We start from the raw sequence: 15,271 nt of genomic DNA, 5'->3' as shown, positions 1-15,271 counted from the left end.
GGCCTCTCAGTGTACGATCAGACCGACAACGCACAAGCAAAGATCAAATCTGCAATGCGGGCAACTGGGTACACCGACCTGCTGTTACTCACTGTTTTGCTTCTCTTCGGTATCCCAATTCTCGCGTTTCCCGCTAGTCCACAGGTCAACAGCGGTGTGCTAAATCTGTATGAGCACTTCCTCGGCTACGCACTGGGATTCATGACTCCCTATATTGCCAGAACGCAGTTACCGGGGCTGTACTAACCAACGCCTCCCCAAGACTGTTCGGAATGAGCCAGTGGCTGCGTTAGTCCGTTCGACTCTGTGCACAGTTGGTCTCTGGTGACTCCTGTGGCGTTACCCCTCGTCAGAAAACGAGTACACCCGGATTACCGACTGGAGGGTGTCAGCGCGTGAAAGGTAGAAAGCCAAGGGCCAGCTAACAGGCGGGTTTTTATATAATAAGATCGCTTATTCGAAGTTAATATTGCGTTTTTCTCCAGATTGAGCGGCTAAGTAACCATATTTTTGTCAGAGTATAAAACGCGTATTCGAGTTACCCCTGCATCTGGGCTCCCGTACTGAAACTGGTGAGATCATCGATACGCTCTTCGAGGGTTTCGATTTCCTGCCGTAATTCGTCTGACTCCGGGTCGTCGCTGGCCGCAAGCCGGTCTTTGAGGCCCTGCAGCCGCGATTCCTTGACATCCTCGTCGACTTCGGCCTTCCTGACGTATTCGCTTTCCGAGATTTCATAGATGTCCGGCTCGGCTAACTCGGTCACTTCCAGTGCCTCAGCTACTTTACCTGAGTCAACACTCATGACACGGTCGCGGTCAATCCCAGTCGCTTCGAGTTTGGTCAGTACTTCCTCCTCGTCCCTGAGCGACCGGTTGCGGCGCGACGTTCGCTGCACAGAACCGTACTGACCGTGGACCGGTTGGTCGTGATGGAGTCTATCAAGCAGTACATCGGCGATGTCCTTCCGAAGTTCGTTTGCGTTCCGCTGGACATCTGAGCAGAGCGTGTACATGTTCACCAGCGCATCTGTCTCCAGTGCCGTGAGATCAGACATTTCGTGACGCTCTAGTGCGTCGATAAGAAGCAAGGCGTCGGAGTACACGTCGATGCCATCAGGTTCGTTACGTTCGTTGTCGCTAGTACCTGCTTCCTCACTCGTCAGTTGCGAATCAGTCACACCTTCTTTTTCCACAATGACGCCGCGCTCTTCGTCGGTTTCGAAGCGCGGATGCAGACTCAGTACCGCCGGGTACGGATCGGCATCGGCTGGAAGTCGATCGAGATCGAACCCGTCATCGGAGTCCTGAATCCGCTGGTACAGTGTCTCGAACTGGTCACGCTGAAGCGGTCGTCGCTTCCCTGTGTCGGGGAACGTGATAATGACGCGGTGTTCTTGCACGTCCCCGATGCGGAAGCGATCGTGAGAGAGCGGCGTGATGAGTTCGGCACCGTCAGACAGTTCGTCGAGCTCGTTGAGTAGCGTGTGCCAACTGACGCTGAACGGCATATCGACCCGTAGCGCGTAATCCGATAAAACACTCCGGCCGTCGCCCGACCATTTTTCTCCCAACCGACTGGATGACCGATATGGTCGATACCGAGTATCTCCCGAACCGGCCGTTGACCGAGGGCGAGTTCGAAGATTTCGTCGAGACACAAGGCATCGAGTGTCCGCTCGCCTTCCATTCGTACTGTTCCCACTGCGACACCGAGGGGATCGTCGACGCGCTCGTTCGAGACGGACGGCAAGTCTACGCACTGCATCACGGTTGGGACGAGTGGGAACTCAAAACGCTCGAACGGGATATGGACCCTGAGACGTTCCGGCTGATGGTCTCACAGCTCGACCCGGCGATGCTCCGGCAGTTGGGCGGGGATCAACTCCCAGAAGTTGAGGCCGATGTCGAAAGCGAACTCGACTTCGATCAGATCAGCGACGACATTGGCTTTGACTTGCCCGCCGCCGAAGGTGTGGGAGTTTCCGACGCTGAAGCGATTGAACTACCCGACGGACCACCGTTGCGCGACCTCGTCGATGAGGACACACGACAGGAATTAGACGCACATCTCCAGCAGATCATGGACGACCACGTCGATTCGCTAGACGAGCAAGAGATCGAACGCATCTTCGAGCGGACAGACGGTCCGACACCGGGCGAACTGGCCGAACTCCTCGATCCGGCGGTCATGCAGGAACTCAACCAGGCCATAGAGGATGCGATCGACGACGAGATGCTCCAGGAGATCGCTGCCGAACACGGTGGTATGGCCGATGAGGACTTCCCGATGATGCTCGGTCTGGAGAGCGAAGATCGGTTCCTTGACCTCTACGCCCACCTGCTCGTCTACGTCAACGACCGGTTCGACGTGATCGAGGGTGTCGAAACAGCCGCCGACATCTCAGAGCGAGACACCGGCGAACTCCTGCCGCTCCGCGAGCGCCTCTACGAGGAAGACACCGCGGCGGTCATCGAAGCGTTCGTCGACGAGAACCCCGCCGACCTCTCCACGGCCGACCTCGACACGGTCGCGGGCTGGACCGACTACGAGTACGGTGATTTCGTCGTCGTCCGGCACCTCTCGGAGTATGCAGTGTTTCTCGATTGGAACGACCCACCACGAGCGTTCGGTGTCAAGGCCGTTCGCATGTCCTTCAGCGACCTCTGGCCAGAAGAGCGGCTCCCGGTGTTCGTCTCGGAAGTCGCCCTGCTCCCGTTCGAGGACCAGATCGTGACTGACGGCTGGCTGGCCATCCAGCGGCTGGTCGCCGGTGGCAATCTCAGTACCGATATCGACGACAGCTACGAGGAAGCCAAACACCGATTCGGGATTATCGAAACCCTACCGGCACCCGATGAGTCCGAGAAATCTGACGCTGAACAGCTTCGATACTACATGAAGAACAAGCGTAACCGGGAGCGGTACGCCGAAGAGATTACCCACCTCAAGAACAAATCCAACGAGTTAGAACGGATCTACCATCAGGAGATGGGCAAGGCCCGGGCACGGAGCCTGGGACGAGAGCTACGTGAGACCGACCTCAAGGAAGCGTACTTTGCGATTTACGACGACCGCATCGTCGCAAGTGGGACTTCGGAACGACAAGTCCGGGAGATTCTGGCGGATATCTTACCCGACGGTAAGGAGACACACCCTTACATCTACCACTACGATCCGTAACTGCTGAGTACTATATGTAAGCACGCACGTACTGTCTCCTGTGGACGAGTTCGTCGACTGGGTTCGGCATCGGGACTACTACCACAACCAGATACAGTTCCAGCAGGAGATCCCTGCTCGCCGCCCCGAGACACGGCCATGTGAGATGGATCCCGAGGTCACCGCACAACTCGCTGACCTGGGCATTGACGAACCCTATGCACACCAGGCTGAGGCAATCGACGCCATCCGGCGCGGCCAGAATGCGGTGTTGGCGACGCCGACAGCGAGCGGCAAGAGTCTCACGTACACGATTCCAGCTATAGAGCGCGCACGCGACCACGACGGACGCACACTGTATATTGGCCCGCAGGTCGCCCTGATCAACGACCAGGAAGCGACATTATCGGCGTTTGCCGAACCGTTTGATGATGTGTCGGTAACGCAGTATACTGGGGCACTCTCTGGACCAGAGCGTCAAGAGGCCCGCGACGAGGATCCGTCACTCGTGTTGACGACGCCCGATATGCTTCACTGTGGTCTGTTAAGCCACGCTGACGATATCTGGCGCACCTTCTTCGAGTCACTCGACTTCGTGGTCGTCGACGAGGTCCACGAGTATCGCGGTGTCTTTGGAAGCCATGTCGGGCTTGTGCTTCGCCGACTCACACGGCTCTGTGAGCAGTTCGATGCTGACCCCCAGTTCGTGTGTTGTTCCGCTACAATCGGCAATCCCCGCGAGCACGCGGCGACGATTACCGGCCAACCCACAGAGTCGTTCGCCCTCGTCGACGAGGATACCAGCGAGACCGGCCCCACACACTGGCTGTTCTGGCAACCACCGAAATACGATGAGGGAGATGCACCTGCTGGGGCAGGCCAACGTCGCTCCCATCACGGGGAAACCATGCGTCTGTTCGTCGATCTCGTCCAGCGGGGCTACCAGACGGTGGCGTTTACGCGTGCCAGACAGACCGCAGAACGCTACGCCACCATCAGCAGCGACACGCTCGCCGAGCGCGGCAAGGGCGACCTCGCAGAGAGTGTTACGGCATACCACGCGGGACTCCGTGACGACCGTCGGGCGCGTATCGAGGCGGCGCTACACACCGACGAGTGTGCCGGTGTCTGGAGTACTAGCGCACTCGAACTCGGTGTCGATATCGGGAGCCTCGACGCCGTATTGCTGGACGGCTACCCGGGGACACAGATGTCCACGTTCCAGCGGGCCGGCCGCGCCGGGCGTGGGACGGACCCGAGTCTCGTCGCACTCGTCGCCAGCGAAGACCAGCTCGACCAGTACGTCATCAATCATCCCGGCGAACTATTCGAGGGAACGCCGGAACGTGCTATCGCCGATCCGTCCAACCCACATCTCCTCCAACTGCACACCCACGCCGCGGCCATCGAACAGCCGCTTCGAACCACAGACAAACGGTATTTCGGGCCGGCGTTCCCCGATATCGTCAGCGCGCTCACCGACGACGGCGAACTGAGCCGCCGACAGACAGCCGATGGCCTCGAATGGCGACGTACTGCCAGCGGTCGAACTGTGAATCCATACGAGCGAGGGCTCCGGACCATCACCGACCGCACTGTCGTCCTCCGAGTCCGGGGCGGGCAGTCGGACGAACTCGGGGAATTGCCCCTCGACGCTGCGCTTCGGGATGTCCACCCGGGCGCAATCTACCATCATCAGGGCCAGAGCTACGAGGTCCAGTCGCTGGACCTGGGCAGCGACGTGGCGTGGCTGGTCCCGACCGAAAGTGATCAGCAAACCCGCGTCCAGTTCGAGGAGTCGATGACAATCGAGGAGGACATCGCCACCAAACCGCTGGCGACCCGCGAGGACGTCACAGTCCACTTCGCGGACGTGACCCGACGCAAACAGGTCACTGGCTTCCAGCGACGGGACCACCGAACGGGCGAGATTCTGCGCGAGGAGTCACTCGACTTACCCGAGACGACGCTGTCGACGCGTGCGTTGTATCTGACGCTCCCACCCGGACTCGAACGCCTCATGCAGACGATGTCCGGGTCGTTCGACGGGGGGCTCCACGCCGTCCAACACGCCCTCGTTGCGACGTTCCCGCTCGTTATCCTCTGTGACCGGCGTGATGTCGGCAGCGTCTCGACGACCGACCACCCACAGACCGAGACGAGTGCGCTGTTCATCTACGATGGCTACCAGGGTGGCGTCGGACTGGCCCGGAACGGATACGACCACATCGAGGAACTCCTCCAGCACACGTGGGGGTTACTCGCCGACTGTGGCTGTTCGGACGGCTGTCCGGCCTGTATCCAGTCTCCCCACTGCGGCCGGGCGAACGAACCGCTTGAGAAACGCCTCGCGGTGACGCTCACGATGGCGCTGGCCGACCCGAACCGGCAGGGTGAGACTATCGAACCGAAATCAGATTAGACTCGGCCGCGAACGACAAGACATGAACGTCGACAAGGACACTATCCGGGATCGGACCACCGACACCGTGTTCGAGCGTGGACAAAAGTATCGGAAGGAGGGGCGCATACAACAAGTTGACCGGTTCGACGACCTCGTAACGGCAGCTGTCCGCGGGTCGAAACTATACGACGTGACCATCGAGTTCGGTGGGCGGAGTCTCGATACGAAGTGCACCTGCCCGTACGATGGGAGCGGCGACTGCAAACACGTTGTCGCCGTCTTGTTGGAGATCGCTGACGGCCCACCACAGGATGAGAGTGAGCGTGTCGAAGGAGTTCTAGATGAGGTGTCGGCCGACGACTTGCGTGAGTTCGTCCGTAAGGCACTCACCGACAATCCGGAGTTACGCGAGCAATTTCTCGCACAGTTCGGCGACGACCACAGATCGGTCGAGGAGTACCGTGAGGAAATCGCCCAACTGTTCGAACAGCACGCCGATCCAAGCGTGTACGATGCGATTGACTTCTCTCGGTTTTTCGAAATTGCCGAGCAGTACCGCGACCGAGACCGGTATCTGGCCGCCGCGACGGTCTATCGGGCCGTTTTCGAAGAAGTGGACGAGAAGTACAAGTGGGTTGACGGAGCATACGATCACTACGCGAAAACCATCCAGAGAGCCATCGACGGCTACGCCGACTGCATCCTGGCGACCGACCCAACTCCAGAGGAGTTCGACACCTACGCTGGTGTCTTGGAAGCGCGGGCCACGACAGATCTAGCACTCAACAGCGAACAGTTTTGGCGCGCGCTCGATGACCTTGAGGAGCGGTATAACGGGTGAGCCAATAGATTGGTCCCCTCACTGGAGACATATATCTCATCCCATTGCACACCTGGCGTCACAAGATACTGGTACCGCCCGAATGATACACACGCGTAGTGACAGACGTCGACCAGTACAAGACCTATCGGGAAGTTGGGACGCAACTGAACAGCGACATCTTGGAAGCGTATTCTGACCGAGAACTGATCGTAGAGACAGCTACGGAGCTGGGCATTGAGTTTGACGGGCTGAACCTAGCCTACGAGTTCGAGTCGCAAATGCCGGCCCACTTCGAGTTCGCGCTGTACGAATACTGTCGGGACGGGACTACCGCCGCGGAGCGATACCTCGAAGAGGAGCGCTGGAGGAGCGAAACCGAACGAAAGATTCTCAAAGCCACCGTCGACGCCACCCCCTCGCTGTTCGAAGTCGAGTCCCTCAGCGAGTCGGGCCCCCGTCTGAGGGTGACAGACCTATTGAATAACTGCGAAGAACGCACGCTGCTGGATATCAACCTCAGTCAAACCGTGGAGCCGGGGACAGTGCTGTTTTTCAGGCCGGTCCGCTACGATGAGTTCACGACGACTTCCGGTGTCTCGTTTCCGTTCCCAGCAGAGGAAAAAACCCACCTTCTCACCGAACATGACCGTCGAGTAGCGCCGGACGAGTCGAAGTCGGTGTCACGACAGCGATTCATTACGTTTCACAATCTGTATCGCGACCACGGAATCTACATCGAGTACCGGTGATTCACCATGAGCGAGCAAACAGACCGATTCGTCATCGAGATCGGAAGCGGAACAGTAGTGCATATCATCGATATGGATGCCGATCGAGGCGAGAGGGACTCTCGCTTCTCCTTCGGCATCGGTGGTCCCGGAGAGATGATGTGTAGTCACGGTAACCGGCATCCGCGCCCGCAGCACGTCCCGTTGTCGGAGTTTCTCGCCGACCATGATATCGACAAAGATGGTCTTGAGGGGGATGCGCCGGAGGAAATCTGCTCGTACTGCTGGTCGAACACGCGAGAGGCTGTCGGGAAAGTACAGGACCGAGACGATGACGACATTGCTGCGAAAATTGGCACGGTCGGCTATCGGCTCCGATGGAAACAGAAGGGTCGAGCCAGAGACGAGTGGTACGACATCGTCGTCAGCCCGGAGACGACGATGGCAGAACTGGACAGACTCGTCTGTCGGTTCACTACGCTCGATGATTTTCACCTCCGGATGTACGGGCTCGAAGACGAGTACCTCGATTCCAGTCTCAACGTGCTTCCCGATCAGCAGTACGAACAAGCGGGTGACCGCTCGTACACGAGAGCGAGCGAGATGACGATTGCAGATGTCGCCGAGCGTGCCGGGCTCTGGGAGGGCGACAGACTCAGCTTAGTCTACGATTTCGGGACGCCGTCGCACTACTACTGCATCGTCAAGGAGGTCTACGAACCTGACGAACTCGATAGGGTTCTTCACGACAACGACGTGATCACGTCGACCGACACGGCCGCGATTGTCAGGGAGAAGCGACCGTGACGCAGGAGACAGATGAAGAGCGAAACAAGCGCATTCGGAGGGAGATACTCACCGATGCCTACACGGCAGATGAGATGGCAATCAGCTGGTGCTATCACCTCGAACGTGAGATGACCTTCCCATTCCAGGCACGGTGTATCGAAGAGCGAACGGTCTCCCCACTGAGAGAGGACGAAGAAGTACCAGTCGTCGGAATGACCGACGAAGTAGTCAGCAGCAGTGAGATGTTCGTCCTCGTGGAGTGGATGGACCGCGAATTTGGCGTGCCACTGTCACAGCTCGAAGTGCTTGACGTAGATAGTGATACCAGAGAAGCCGTCGACGACTGGCACTACTGGAACGGCGACGGCGGGCGATCGGGCTGAACACGCGGGGGTGTCACAGAACCGTTCTCACAATCACGCGATCGGTATCGAGTGAATGCTGTGCAATCGGATTTCGGCAGTCCCCTTCCCGAGCTCGGGCACGAAATCGACGTTTTCAGCGTCATGCCCGTAGTTCTCAAGCCGGTGTAACACCTCGTGTTCGACGTTCTCGTCGAGGACGAGCCGATACGCCATCAATCAGTTATCGGGTGGCGCGAGTGAAGACCGCGCTCTGGCTTCGGCGGCGGCTCGCTCGTGGCGCTGCTCGACCCGTCGCATCTCCTCGGGATTGTTGTGATAATACGCGAGCGCCTCGTAGATGTCCGCGATGTCTACGTTGTATCGCTCGGCGACTCGTTCGGGGGCGAGTCCACGCTTTTCGACGCGTGCGTGTACATCTTGGACGGTGACGCGGCTCCCCTCTATATGGGGCTCCCCGTGAATCTCTGAGTCTTCGGCAGCGACGATTCGATACTGCTGGGTCGCCATTGAATATGGATAGGCACTCTTGGGACTTGAAACCTCGCCGAAGCGAGCGTGCGTCGCCAAACGATCAACGACGGTCCATCTCGGTGGCCGACGCGTATGCCTCGGCTAACTCAACCATGTCGTAGACGTGAATCCCACTCTTGAACCACAATACGCGATCCGCGGCGTCCCCAAAGTCTTCGTCGGCACAGTCGAGTCGCTCCGAAACTGCCAACACGAAATTGTCGGCGTCGACTTGCCGGATCTTCGCCAGCTTCGACGCCAAGTACTCCGGGGTCCAAAAGCCGACAACCTCCAGAATCGCCCGTCGGCCGTCGGGATGTTCGATGGCGAAATCCGGAATCATCACCTCGTCGCCAAGGTCGAACACGTCGTCTTCCCGCTGGAGTTCCCATTCGGTGTTCGCTCGCTCCCACTTCCGGGCAAGCGTCCGTTCGATGTCGCTATCGAACTGCTGACCGGTGCTGTAGTGCGAGACGAGCCCATCGGTGGTGTCAAGCGTGAACTGATGGCTGGTACGGGTTGAGTCGTCGTCGAGAATTTCGGCGTTCATTTCCCAACGGTCACACAATGGTAGGGCCGGCAGGAAGTTCGCCATCCGTATACCGTATTTCTGGGACTTCCGAAACAGCGACGCTGGACCGTCGAGTTCGGCTTCGTAGCCGGCGGCATTGTCCGTACTGTCGACACGGGTTCCGTCGGCGTCGATTGGATAGATCCGGTGCATTAGCCCGAACAATTTCACGTAGCTAAACACTGTGCCGAAGTGGTCCCACACACGAATCCGCATTTCCGAAGCGTCGTAGAGAACGGCTTGGGCCAGCGCCAGATTGTACCGCGCCAGCAACCAGTCGACAGTCTGCTCGGTCTGGTCGTACTCCTGCTTGCTGTTTCCGGTCAGCTTGGTCGTCGATGTGTCACTCGCGTCCTTGTCATACTCGTCGACAGTCTGCTCCCCGAACCGCACCAGTCGTTTGTTATCGTCCAGATCCGCGTACATACCTCGGTAGCACGCTTCGAGTGAGATGCCCAGTTCGTCGGCGACTGCGCTGTACACTTCAAGTTTCTGTGTGTCTTCGCCGAGGGTCGGCTGGCGAACGATCGGGTAGCTGTCGTTCGCGCGTTCGAACAGGCGCTGGCGAATCTCGCGGGGGTCGACAGTAGCCTGTTGCTCGAATTCACACTCGTCTTTCAGTAGCTTCGCCAATCCCTGAACGATCTTGTAGTCGGTGTTATCGACAGTCAGTTCGTCGATGGCAGCTTCGAGGTCGCCTTTGGGTTCACCGAGATAGGATTCGAAGAGGTCGATGAGAGTAGCTGCCGTCTCCCGATACTGCTCGTCGGACATATCGATGAAGAGTGGTCGAACCTCACCGTCACGTGTCCGTGACCGTGCGAGATCAGCTGTCAGCACTGCTACTCACCCCGTCGCGGCGTCGTTGCGAGACGTACGTCTCCATCGTGTCGGTCGTAATAATCTCGTAGAGGCGTGCTGGCTGGCGGTCGTCAGTCGGTCGGAGGATTCGGCCGAGCCGTTGGGCGTACTGTCGTTTCGAGGCACTTCCCGAGAGGATAATACCGACATTGGCTGCGGGGACATCGATGCCTTCATCGAGTACCTGGGAAGTAGCCAGCATAGAATACTCCCCAGAGCGGAACCGTTCGAGAATCTCGGTGCGCTCGTCGGTGTCGGTCTGATGCGTGATACACGGGAGGATATACTCCCGCGAGATGTCGTAGGCGAAGTCGTTGTTCGCCGTGAAGACGATGACGCGGTCGTCGTGGTGACGTTTGAGCAGATTATCGAGCGTGTCGAGTTTCTTTTCGGCTGTGCGAGCGATTCGCTCGGCCCGCTGCTTTGCGACGAGCGCCCGTCGCCCTTGTGGGTCGTACGAAGTCCGCTTGAGAAACTCCGCGTAGCCTTGCTCTTTCCAGAGGTCGAAATCGTGACTGTCGACGTAGTCTCGGTAGATCTGGTACTCGTCGTCGTATTCGGTCCGTTCCTCGCTGGTAAGTTCGACGGACATCTGGATGGTTTCGTACTCGCTGAGGAATTCACCGGCGAGATTATCGACAGCCTCTTGATAGACGACCGGTCCCATGCGGTCTTTGAGGAGTTCTTCGCGGCCGTCAGCGCGCTCGTAGGTCGCGGTGAGGCCGAGCCGGTAGGGCGCAATCGTCATTTCGGGAATCTGGAGGTATGTTTCGGCCGCGAGATGGTGCGTCTCGTCGGTGATGAGTAGCCCAAACTGGTCGCCGTACTCGTCGATATAGCGGTAGGCGCTGTCGTAAGTCGTGACCGTTATTGCTCCGATATCGTGACTCCCACCACCGAGGACGCCGACATCGTCTGTGAGTTGGGCACCGAACGCGTTGGTGAGCGTAGCGTGCCACTGGTTCATGAGATCAATCGTCGGTGTAACCACGAGCGCGCTCACGCCGGCGTCAGCAATCGCCTGTAACCCGAGGAAAGTCTTCCCGCTGCCCGTTGGTAAGATAACGGATCCCTGTCGGTCATGTGTACGCCATGCGTCGAGGGCAGCCTGCTGGTAGTCACGTGGCTCGATTTGGAGTGCTGGCGTCAGGGCCAAGTCAGGATAGGCACGGGCAGCATCTTCGACGTCGTGCGTAAATCCGTCTTGTAGTGTGGCTTGTCCACCGCCGTCTGTCCAGTGGCCTGCCCAGTCGAGAATCGCTTGGTATCGATAGGCTTGCGCGCGATACTCGCTGACGCGGTCGTCCCACTCGGCGTGCGGGACTGTTTCCGGTGCGTCGTGAAGCACGAGCGTGCCGTCGTCGAATTCGAGCCGCATTCAGTGTGTGAACGCACGCGCCAGGTAGGATTCAATCTGTTGGGTACAGCAGTACGTTTTCGGACTCGGACTGTGTAGTGATACACAACAGATGGACTACCCGACGCAGGAAGAGATACGCTCTCTCTGTACGGAACAGTCCTTCGAACGGGGGCGCAACTACTATCACCAGGGTCGGGTTCAGGAACTGAATATCGACGGCGGCGAAATCAGCGCAACCGTCCGGGGTTCCAACTATTACGACGTGGCTATCGACGTAGCGACCGATCCAATCCACACCCGCTGTAGTTGCCCGTACGACTATGCGGGCGACTGCAAGCACGTCGTCGCAGTCCTGTTGGCCGTCGACGACCGTGATACCGGGACGGCCAGCGGTGCTGACGAGATAGACGGAACACTATCGGAAGCCGTAGACATCGACACTCTGGTCGAACAAACGGCCGCTGCGGACCTCCGAGCGTTTCTGCTCGAAGTCCTCGAAGACGACCGTGACACCCGCGACCGTTTCGTCGCGTTCACGGGCGAAGACACGGGCAAGACCGTCTACGACCACAAGCAGGATATCGACCGGTTGTTCGAGGACGCGGCCGGTCGCCGAGGAATGGTCGAATACGACACGCACATCGACTTCTCACAGTACTACGACCTCGCGGAGACACACCGAGAGCGCGACAACATCGATGCGGCGACTGCCATCTATCGAGCGATTGGGGAGGCGATACGTGAGAACCTGAACCGGGTTGACGACAGCGGTGGCCATTACGGACGTGAACTGGAGCGAGCTATCGAGTCGTACGCGGAGACGGTTGTGGAACAGGACCTCGACCACGAACAAAAACAACCGTATATCGAGTATCTCTGCGGGGAGTTCATCGAAGCCGACTACGGGTTTGCCAGTGACTACTACGACGACGCGCTGCGGACACTCTGTACGACGACTGACGACCTCGAATACTGGCTGGAGTTGCTTGATTCCCGTGTATCGGGTGTCGCTCTCGATACAGTGGTATCGGGAAAGCAATCTCCGTCGGAGGTCGAGTCAGCGACAGACGATGAATCGGAGCGCCATCGTGAGCGAACGGACGATATCCTCTATACCTCTGATTTCACCGACGGACCGCTCACGACCGACGATTTTACCGGTGGAACGCTCGATGTCGAACATCCGGGAGTCGGGACACTGAAACTGGAGTACTTCGTCGGTGACGCGTTCGAGGAACTTCGCGTGGACGACCCGACCACCATCGAGGAACACACCGTAGATGTCGAACCAGCCGGGTCACGTGCCGATGAGACGGCGATATCCTCGTCACTTCGCACACGGCGTGTTATCTCCACGTACATCTACCTCCTCGAAGAACTCGGTGAGGGAGAAGCACTTTCGGCGCTGTACGAGGCGGTCTATCTCGAAAGCGCCCGTTTCTGCAAGGCGTACGCCGAGCGACTGAGAGACGATGGAAACGAGGAACGGGCGATCGAGGTCATTGAGGACGGCATCCATACCTTTGGCTCGACACGCAATCTTCGCTGGCTCGCTGCCGACCTCTATGAGGGGCGGAACCCGGACAGATATCGTGACACACTGAAAGAGTTGTTCCTCGACCACACGGAGTGGGCAGCCTACGACGAGCTGAAAGAGATCTGCGATAACCAGGAGTGGCAATCGCTCCACCAAGAGTTCGAACAACAGTTTGCGGACGACCGACAGCAGCTCATCAAGCTGTACATCCACGATGGCGACCTGGAAAAAGCGTTTGTTGAACTGAAAGATAGTGACGACCTCTCCCTGCTGAAACGATACCGGGAGCCAGTCGCCAGCGTCGCCCCGGTAGAGTACTTTGAGCAGTACCGGGAGCTGCTTATCCCGTTTGCCGCCGGCGAAACCGGACGGCGACACTACCGGGAGATTGCCGACCACTTGGAAGAGATGCAGGAGCTCGTCCCCGAAGAGCGATTTGAGGAATTTGTCGGGTTCCTCAAAGACGAACACTCGAACCGGCCGGCGTTTCTCGACGAACTCGAAAAGGCGGGGTTCTAACCGAGTCTGTGAGGGCGCTCACCTTCCTACGAGGGTTCATGTCCGATACCAGCCCCATTGCTCGGTAGATGGACGAACCGCCACACACGATTCCCACCACAGTACTGCGAGACAACCGTGAACAGCAGCCGTGGACGTTCGACGGATATGCAGTCGAGACACGCGACGTGACGCTCTCGACTGGAGACTACGCCGTCCCGGCCGGCTGTGCGCATGATGCAGAAGCAGATACCTACCATCCTCAGTTCGCGGTCGAACGCAAGTCCGGGCACGACTTCCTCACCGCACTCACCTGGGAACGAGACCGTTTCACGTCCGAACTGCAACGGGCCGCCGAGTGGACACAGCCCCTTACGGTCGTCGTAGAGGAGTCTTGGGAAGCCCTGCTTTGCAATCGTGGCCCCATGACGTGGCGAGACATCCATCCGAACCAGATAGCGGGCACCGTCTCGGCGTGGACTCGCCACTACAACGTTGCGTTCCATTTCGCCAACTGTCGACAGCAAGCCGAACTATGTGCGTTTCTCTGTCTCGTCCGCCACAGCCTGCTACGACGATTTGAGTAACTCTGACGGGACAGATCATTCGATATAGGTGCGCTATCAGATTTCGATGAAATGGCATCGAAAAGGAAGCTATATTATTACCGCTACGGCTTCCACATATACGTACGATGGCCTCTTCGAGTGATGATCCCTCAGTCAAGTCGGCGACAGCAGTGGGCCGGTACGCTCTTGGCAACCTCTCGCTCGGACGTGCCGCCGAAGCGGCCGGGATGTCCCGGTGGGAGTTCGAAGAAGTGCTAGAAGATGCCGGTTTCACATCTCTCTACGGGCCGCGTACTGACGAACAGGTCGAGCGAGAGGTTGATATGGCACTCGACCTCGACGAATAGATCGTAGAGAGATATTCCCAGCCGGTTTTCCTTGATGCCACCGTCATCAGTAAAAGACGAGAATCTCACGGACCGGCCAAATGTATTTAGAAGGTGATATGCGGTCCACAAGAAGGTGTGAAGCCCCAGACAATGTCGTCTTGGGCTTTAGGGTGACGTGTGAGAGCCAAGGGCCGGATTTGAACCGGCGATGGGCGGCTCTGCAGGCCGCTGCGTTAGGCCAGACTCTGCCACCTTGGCGCGAATGAATGTAGTCAACTCGGTCGTTTAAGCGTAGCGAATTCGATCAGCCCTCACCCTCTGATTGGCCCGGTTCGCCGACCCCTTCAACGGGGATGGCATTATAAATCGATGATTGAGCCTCGTCAGGAGAGTCAAACTGCTCGTCGTTCACCCGAGCCAGTAGCGTAGTGAGCGGTTCGGAACCGTCTGCGTACACGAGCTGTACATCGTCGAACTCCGCTTGAGCGGTTTCGACCGATAGCGGGTACGTCGCCGTTTCGAGGAGTGCCGTGAGTTTGTTCAGTTTGACTTCGCGAGTCATACAGTATCCACTCCGATCATGTAGTTACGAACTGCTTATAAATACAGAAAACCCACTCGGGAGGGATGTCTCTCCTGAGTGGGCTAAGAGGTATGAATGGTGGCGGCGAACCGCGTTTCCCAGAGGCTCGCGCACTCCAGTACTCCCCGGAACGCTGGCGGGCTTATCTTCCGTGTTCGGGATGGGTACGGGAGGCAACCCCG

At 58.3% G+C, this 15,271-nt stretch carries 15 protein-coding genes, 1 tRNA gene, 1 rRNA gene and 1 pseudogene; 10 read left to right on the top strand and 8 right to left on the bottom strand.

Features of this window, described 5'->3' with window-relative positions; genetic code table 11:
• A pseudogene (locus C437_RS20835) lies at window positions 1–246 on the top strand (hypothetical protein); the annotation flags it as partial.
• Between the two features lie 292 nt (window positions 247–538).
• On the opposite strand, the gene C437_RS12295 reads toward C437_RS20835, so the two are convergent.
• Window positions 539–1,510 carry a DUF2800 domain-containing protein gene (locus C437_RS12295; protein ID WP_004517283.1) on the bottom strand — a complete coding sequence of 324 codons (972 nt, stop codon included), beginning with the start codon at window positions 1,508–1,510 and terminating at the stop codon, window positions 539–541.
• A gap of 80 nt (window positions 1,511–1,590) precedes the next feature.
• Between C437_RS12295 and C437_RS20960 the strand changes: the two genes are divergently transcribed.
• The 6 genes from C437_RS20960 to C437_RS12265 all read left to right on the top strand — a co-directional run bounded on the left by C437_RS20960 (window position 1,591) and on the right by C437_RS12265 (window position 8,289).
• Complete coding sequence (locus C437_RS20960) at window positions 1,591–3,183, top strand: hypothetical protein (RefSeq protein ID WP_241431675.1); 1,593 nt, start codon at window positions 1,591–1,593, stop codon at window positions 3,181–3,183.
• A gap of 40 nt (window positions 3,184–3,223) precedes the next feature.
• On the top strand, window positions 3,224–5,584 hold the full coding sequence (locus C437_RS12285; RefSeq protein WP_004517281.1) for a DEAD/DEAH box helicase: 2,361 nt from the start codon (window positions 3,224–3,226) through the stop codon (window positions 5,582–5,584).
• Window positions 5,585–5,606: 22 nt separating this feature from the next.
• Complete coding sequence (locus C437_RS12280) at window positions 5,607–6,407, top strand: SWIM zinc finger family protein (protein ID WP_004517280.1); 801 nt, start codon at window positions 5,607–5,609, stop codon at window positions 6,405–6,407.
• A gap of 98 nt (window positions 6,408–6,505) precedes the next feature.
• On the top strand, window positions 6,506–7,138 hold the full coding sequence (locus C437_RS12275) for a hypothetical protein (protein ID WP_004517279.1): 633 nt from the start codon (window positions 6,506–6,508) through the stop codon (window positions 7,136–7,138).
• Between the two features lie 6 nt (window positions 7,139–7,144).
• Window positions 7,145–7,924, top strand: coding sequence for a hypothetical protein (locus C437_RS12270; protein WP_004517278.1), 780 nt, complete (start codon window positions 7,145–7,147; stop codon window positions 7,922–7,924).
• Entirely contained in the window at window positions 7,921–8,289 is a 369-nt protein-coding gene (locus C437_RS12265) for a calcium-binding protein (RefSeq protein ID WP_004517277.1), read from the top strand. The genes C437_RS12270 and C437_RS12265 overlap by 4 nt, the downstream gene beginning before the upstream one ends.
• A 33-nt stretch (window positions 8,290–8,322) precedes the next feature.
• On the opposite strand, the gene C437_RS20370 is transcribed toward C437_RS12265, so the two are convergent.
• From C437_RS20370 to C437_RS12250, 4 genes are all read right to left on the bottom strand, one after another.
• The gene (locus tag C437_RS20370) at window positions 8,323–8,484 is read right to left on the bottom strand and encodes a hypothetical protein (RefSeq protein WP_160163016.1); all 162 of its coding nucleotides are present in this window, start codon (window positions 8,482–8,484) and stop codon (window positions 8,323–8,325) included.
• A 3-nt stretch (window positions 8,485–8,487) separates the two neighbouring features.
• On the bottom strand, window positions 8,488–8,778 hold the full coding sequence (locus C437_RS12260; protein ID WP_004517276.1) for a DUF433 domain-containing protein: 291 nt from the start codon (window positions 8,776–8,778) through the stop codon (window positions 8,488–8,490).
• Between the two features lie 64 nt (window positions 8,779–8,842).
• Window positions 8,843–10,192 (bottom strand): DUF790 family protein, encoded by a 1,350-nt coding sequence (locus C437_RS12255; RefSeq protein ID WP_004517275.1) that lies wholly within the window; start codon window positions 10,190–10,192, stop codon window positions 8,843–8,845.
• Window positions 10,179–11,591, bottom strand: a complete 1,413-nt coding sequence (locus C437_RS12250) for a DEAD/DEAH box helicase (RefSeq protein ID WP_004517274.1) — start codon at window positions 11,589–11,591, stop codon at window positions 10,179–10,181. Before C437_RS12250 ends, C437_RS12255 begins: the two co-directional genes overlap by 14 nt.
• A 91-nt stretch (window positions 11,592–11,682) precedes the next feature.
• Between C437_RS12250 and C437_RS12245 the strand changes: the two genes are divergently transcribed.
• The 3 genes from C437_RS12245 to C437_RS12235 all read left to right on the top strand — a co-directional run bounded on the left by C437_RS12245 (window position 11,683) and on the right by C437_RS12235 (window position 14,524).
• Window positions 11,683–13,629 carry an SWIM zinc finger family protein gene (locus C437_RS12245; RefSeq protein ID WP_004517273.1) on the top strand — a complete coding sequence of 649 codons (1,947 nt, stop codon included), beginning with the start codon at window positions 11,683–11,685 and terminating at the stop codon, window positions 13,627–13,629.
• A 68-nt stretch (window positions 13,630–13,697) separates the two neighbouring features.
• Window positions 13,698–14,195, top strand: a complete 498-nt coding sequence (locus C437_RS12240; RefSeq protein WP_004517272.1) for an ERCC4 domain-containing protein — start codon at window positions 13,698–13,700, stop codon at window positions 14,193–14,195.
• Window positions 14,196–14,302: 107 nt separating this feature from the next.
• A complete protein-coding gene (locus C437_RS12235; protein WP_004517271.1) occupies window positions 14,303–14,524 on the top strand; it encodes a UPF0175 family protein in 222 nt (73 codons plus the stop codon).
• A 164-nt stretch (window positions 14,525–14,688) separates the two neighbouring features.
• Here the strand turns inward: C437_RS12235 and C437_RS12230 are convergent.
• The 3 genes from C437_RS12230 to rrf form a co-directional block, all read right to left on the bottom strand.
• A tRNA-Cys gene (locus tag C437_RS12230) sits at window positions 14,689–14,764 on the bottom strand.
• A gap of 46 nt (window positions 14,765–14,810) precedes the next feature.
• The gene (locus tag C437_RS12225) at window positions 14,811–15,068 is read right to left on the bottom strand and encodes a DUF5789 family protein (RefSeq protein ID WP_004517270.1); all 258 of its coding nucleotides are present in this window, start codon (window positions 15,066–15,068) and stop codon (window positions 14,811–14,813) included.
• Between the two features lie 97 nt (window positions 15,069–15,165).
• Window positions 15,166–15,271: ribosomal RNA gene (gene rrf / locus C437_RS12220) — 5S ribosomal RNA — on the bottom strand; the annotation flags it as partial.

Source organism: Haloarcula vallismortis ATCC 29715 (assembly GCF_000337775.1).
Taxonomy (GTDB): Archaea; Halobacteriota; Halobacteria; order Halobacteriales; family Haloarculaceae; genus Haloarcula; species Haloarcula vallismortis.
Note: the sequence above shows the minus strand (reverse complement) of the source record. Positions and strands in the feature narration are given on the sequence as shown.

Bases quoted from the DNA above. Each gene is read 5' to 3' on its own strand.
- C437_RS12245 (WP_004517273.1), top strand. From the start codon at position 11,683: ATGGACTACCCGACGCAGGAAGAGATACGCTCTCTCTGTACGGAACAG.
- C437_RS12235 (WP_004517271.1), top strand. From the start codon at position 14,303: ATGGCCTCTTCGAGTGATGATCCCTCAGTCAAGTCGGCGACAGCAGTG.
- C437_RS12240 (WP_004517272.1), top strand. From the start codon at position 13,698: ATGGACGAACCGCCACACACGATTCCCACCACAGTACTGCGAGACAAC.
- C437_RS12270 (WP_004517278.1), top strand. From the start codon at position 7,145: ATGAGCGAGCAAACAGACCGATTCGTCATCGAGATCGGAAGCGGAACA.
- C437_RS12250 (WP_004517274.1), bottom strand. From the start codon at position 11,591: ATGCGGCTCGAATTCGACGACGGCACGCTCGTGCTTCACGACGCACCG.
- C437_RS12295 (WP_004517283.1), bottom strand. From the start codon at position 1,510: ATGCCGTTCAGCGTCAGTTGGCACACGCTACTCAACGAGCTCGACGAA.
- C437_RS20370 (WP_160163016.1), bottom strand. From the start codon at position 8,484: ATGGCGTATCGGCTCGTCCTCGACGAGAACGTCGAACACGAGGTGTTA.
- C437_RS12225 (WP_004517270.1), bottom strand. From the start codon at position 15,068: ATGACTCGCGAAGTCAAACTGAACAAACTCACGGCACTCCTCGAAACG.
- C437_RS12280 (WP_004517280.1), top strand. From the start codon at position 5,607: ATGAACGTCGACAAGGACACTATCCGGGATCGGACCACCGACACCGTG.
- C437_RS12260 (WP_004517276.1), bottom strand. From the start codon at position 8,778: ATGGCGACCCAGCAGTATCGAATCGTCGCTGCCGAAGACTCAGAGATT.
- C437_RS20960 (WP_241431675.1), top strand. From the start codon at position 1,591: ATGGTCGATACCGAGTATCTCCCGAACCGGCCGTTGACCGAGGGCGAG.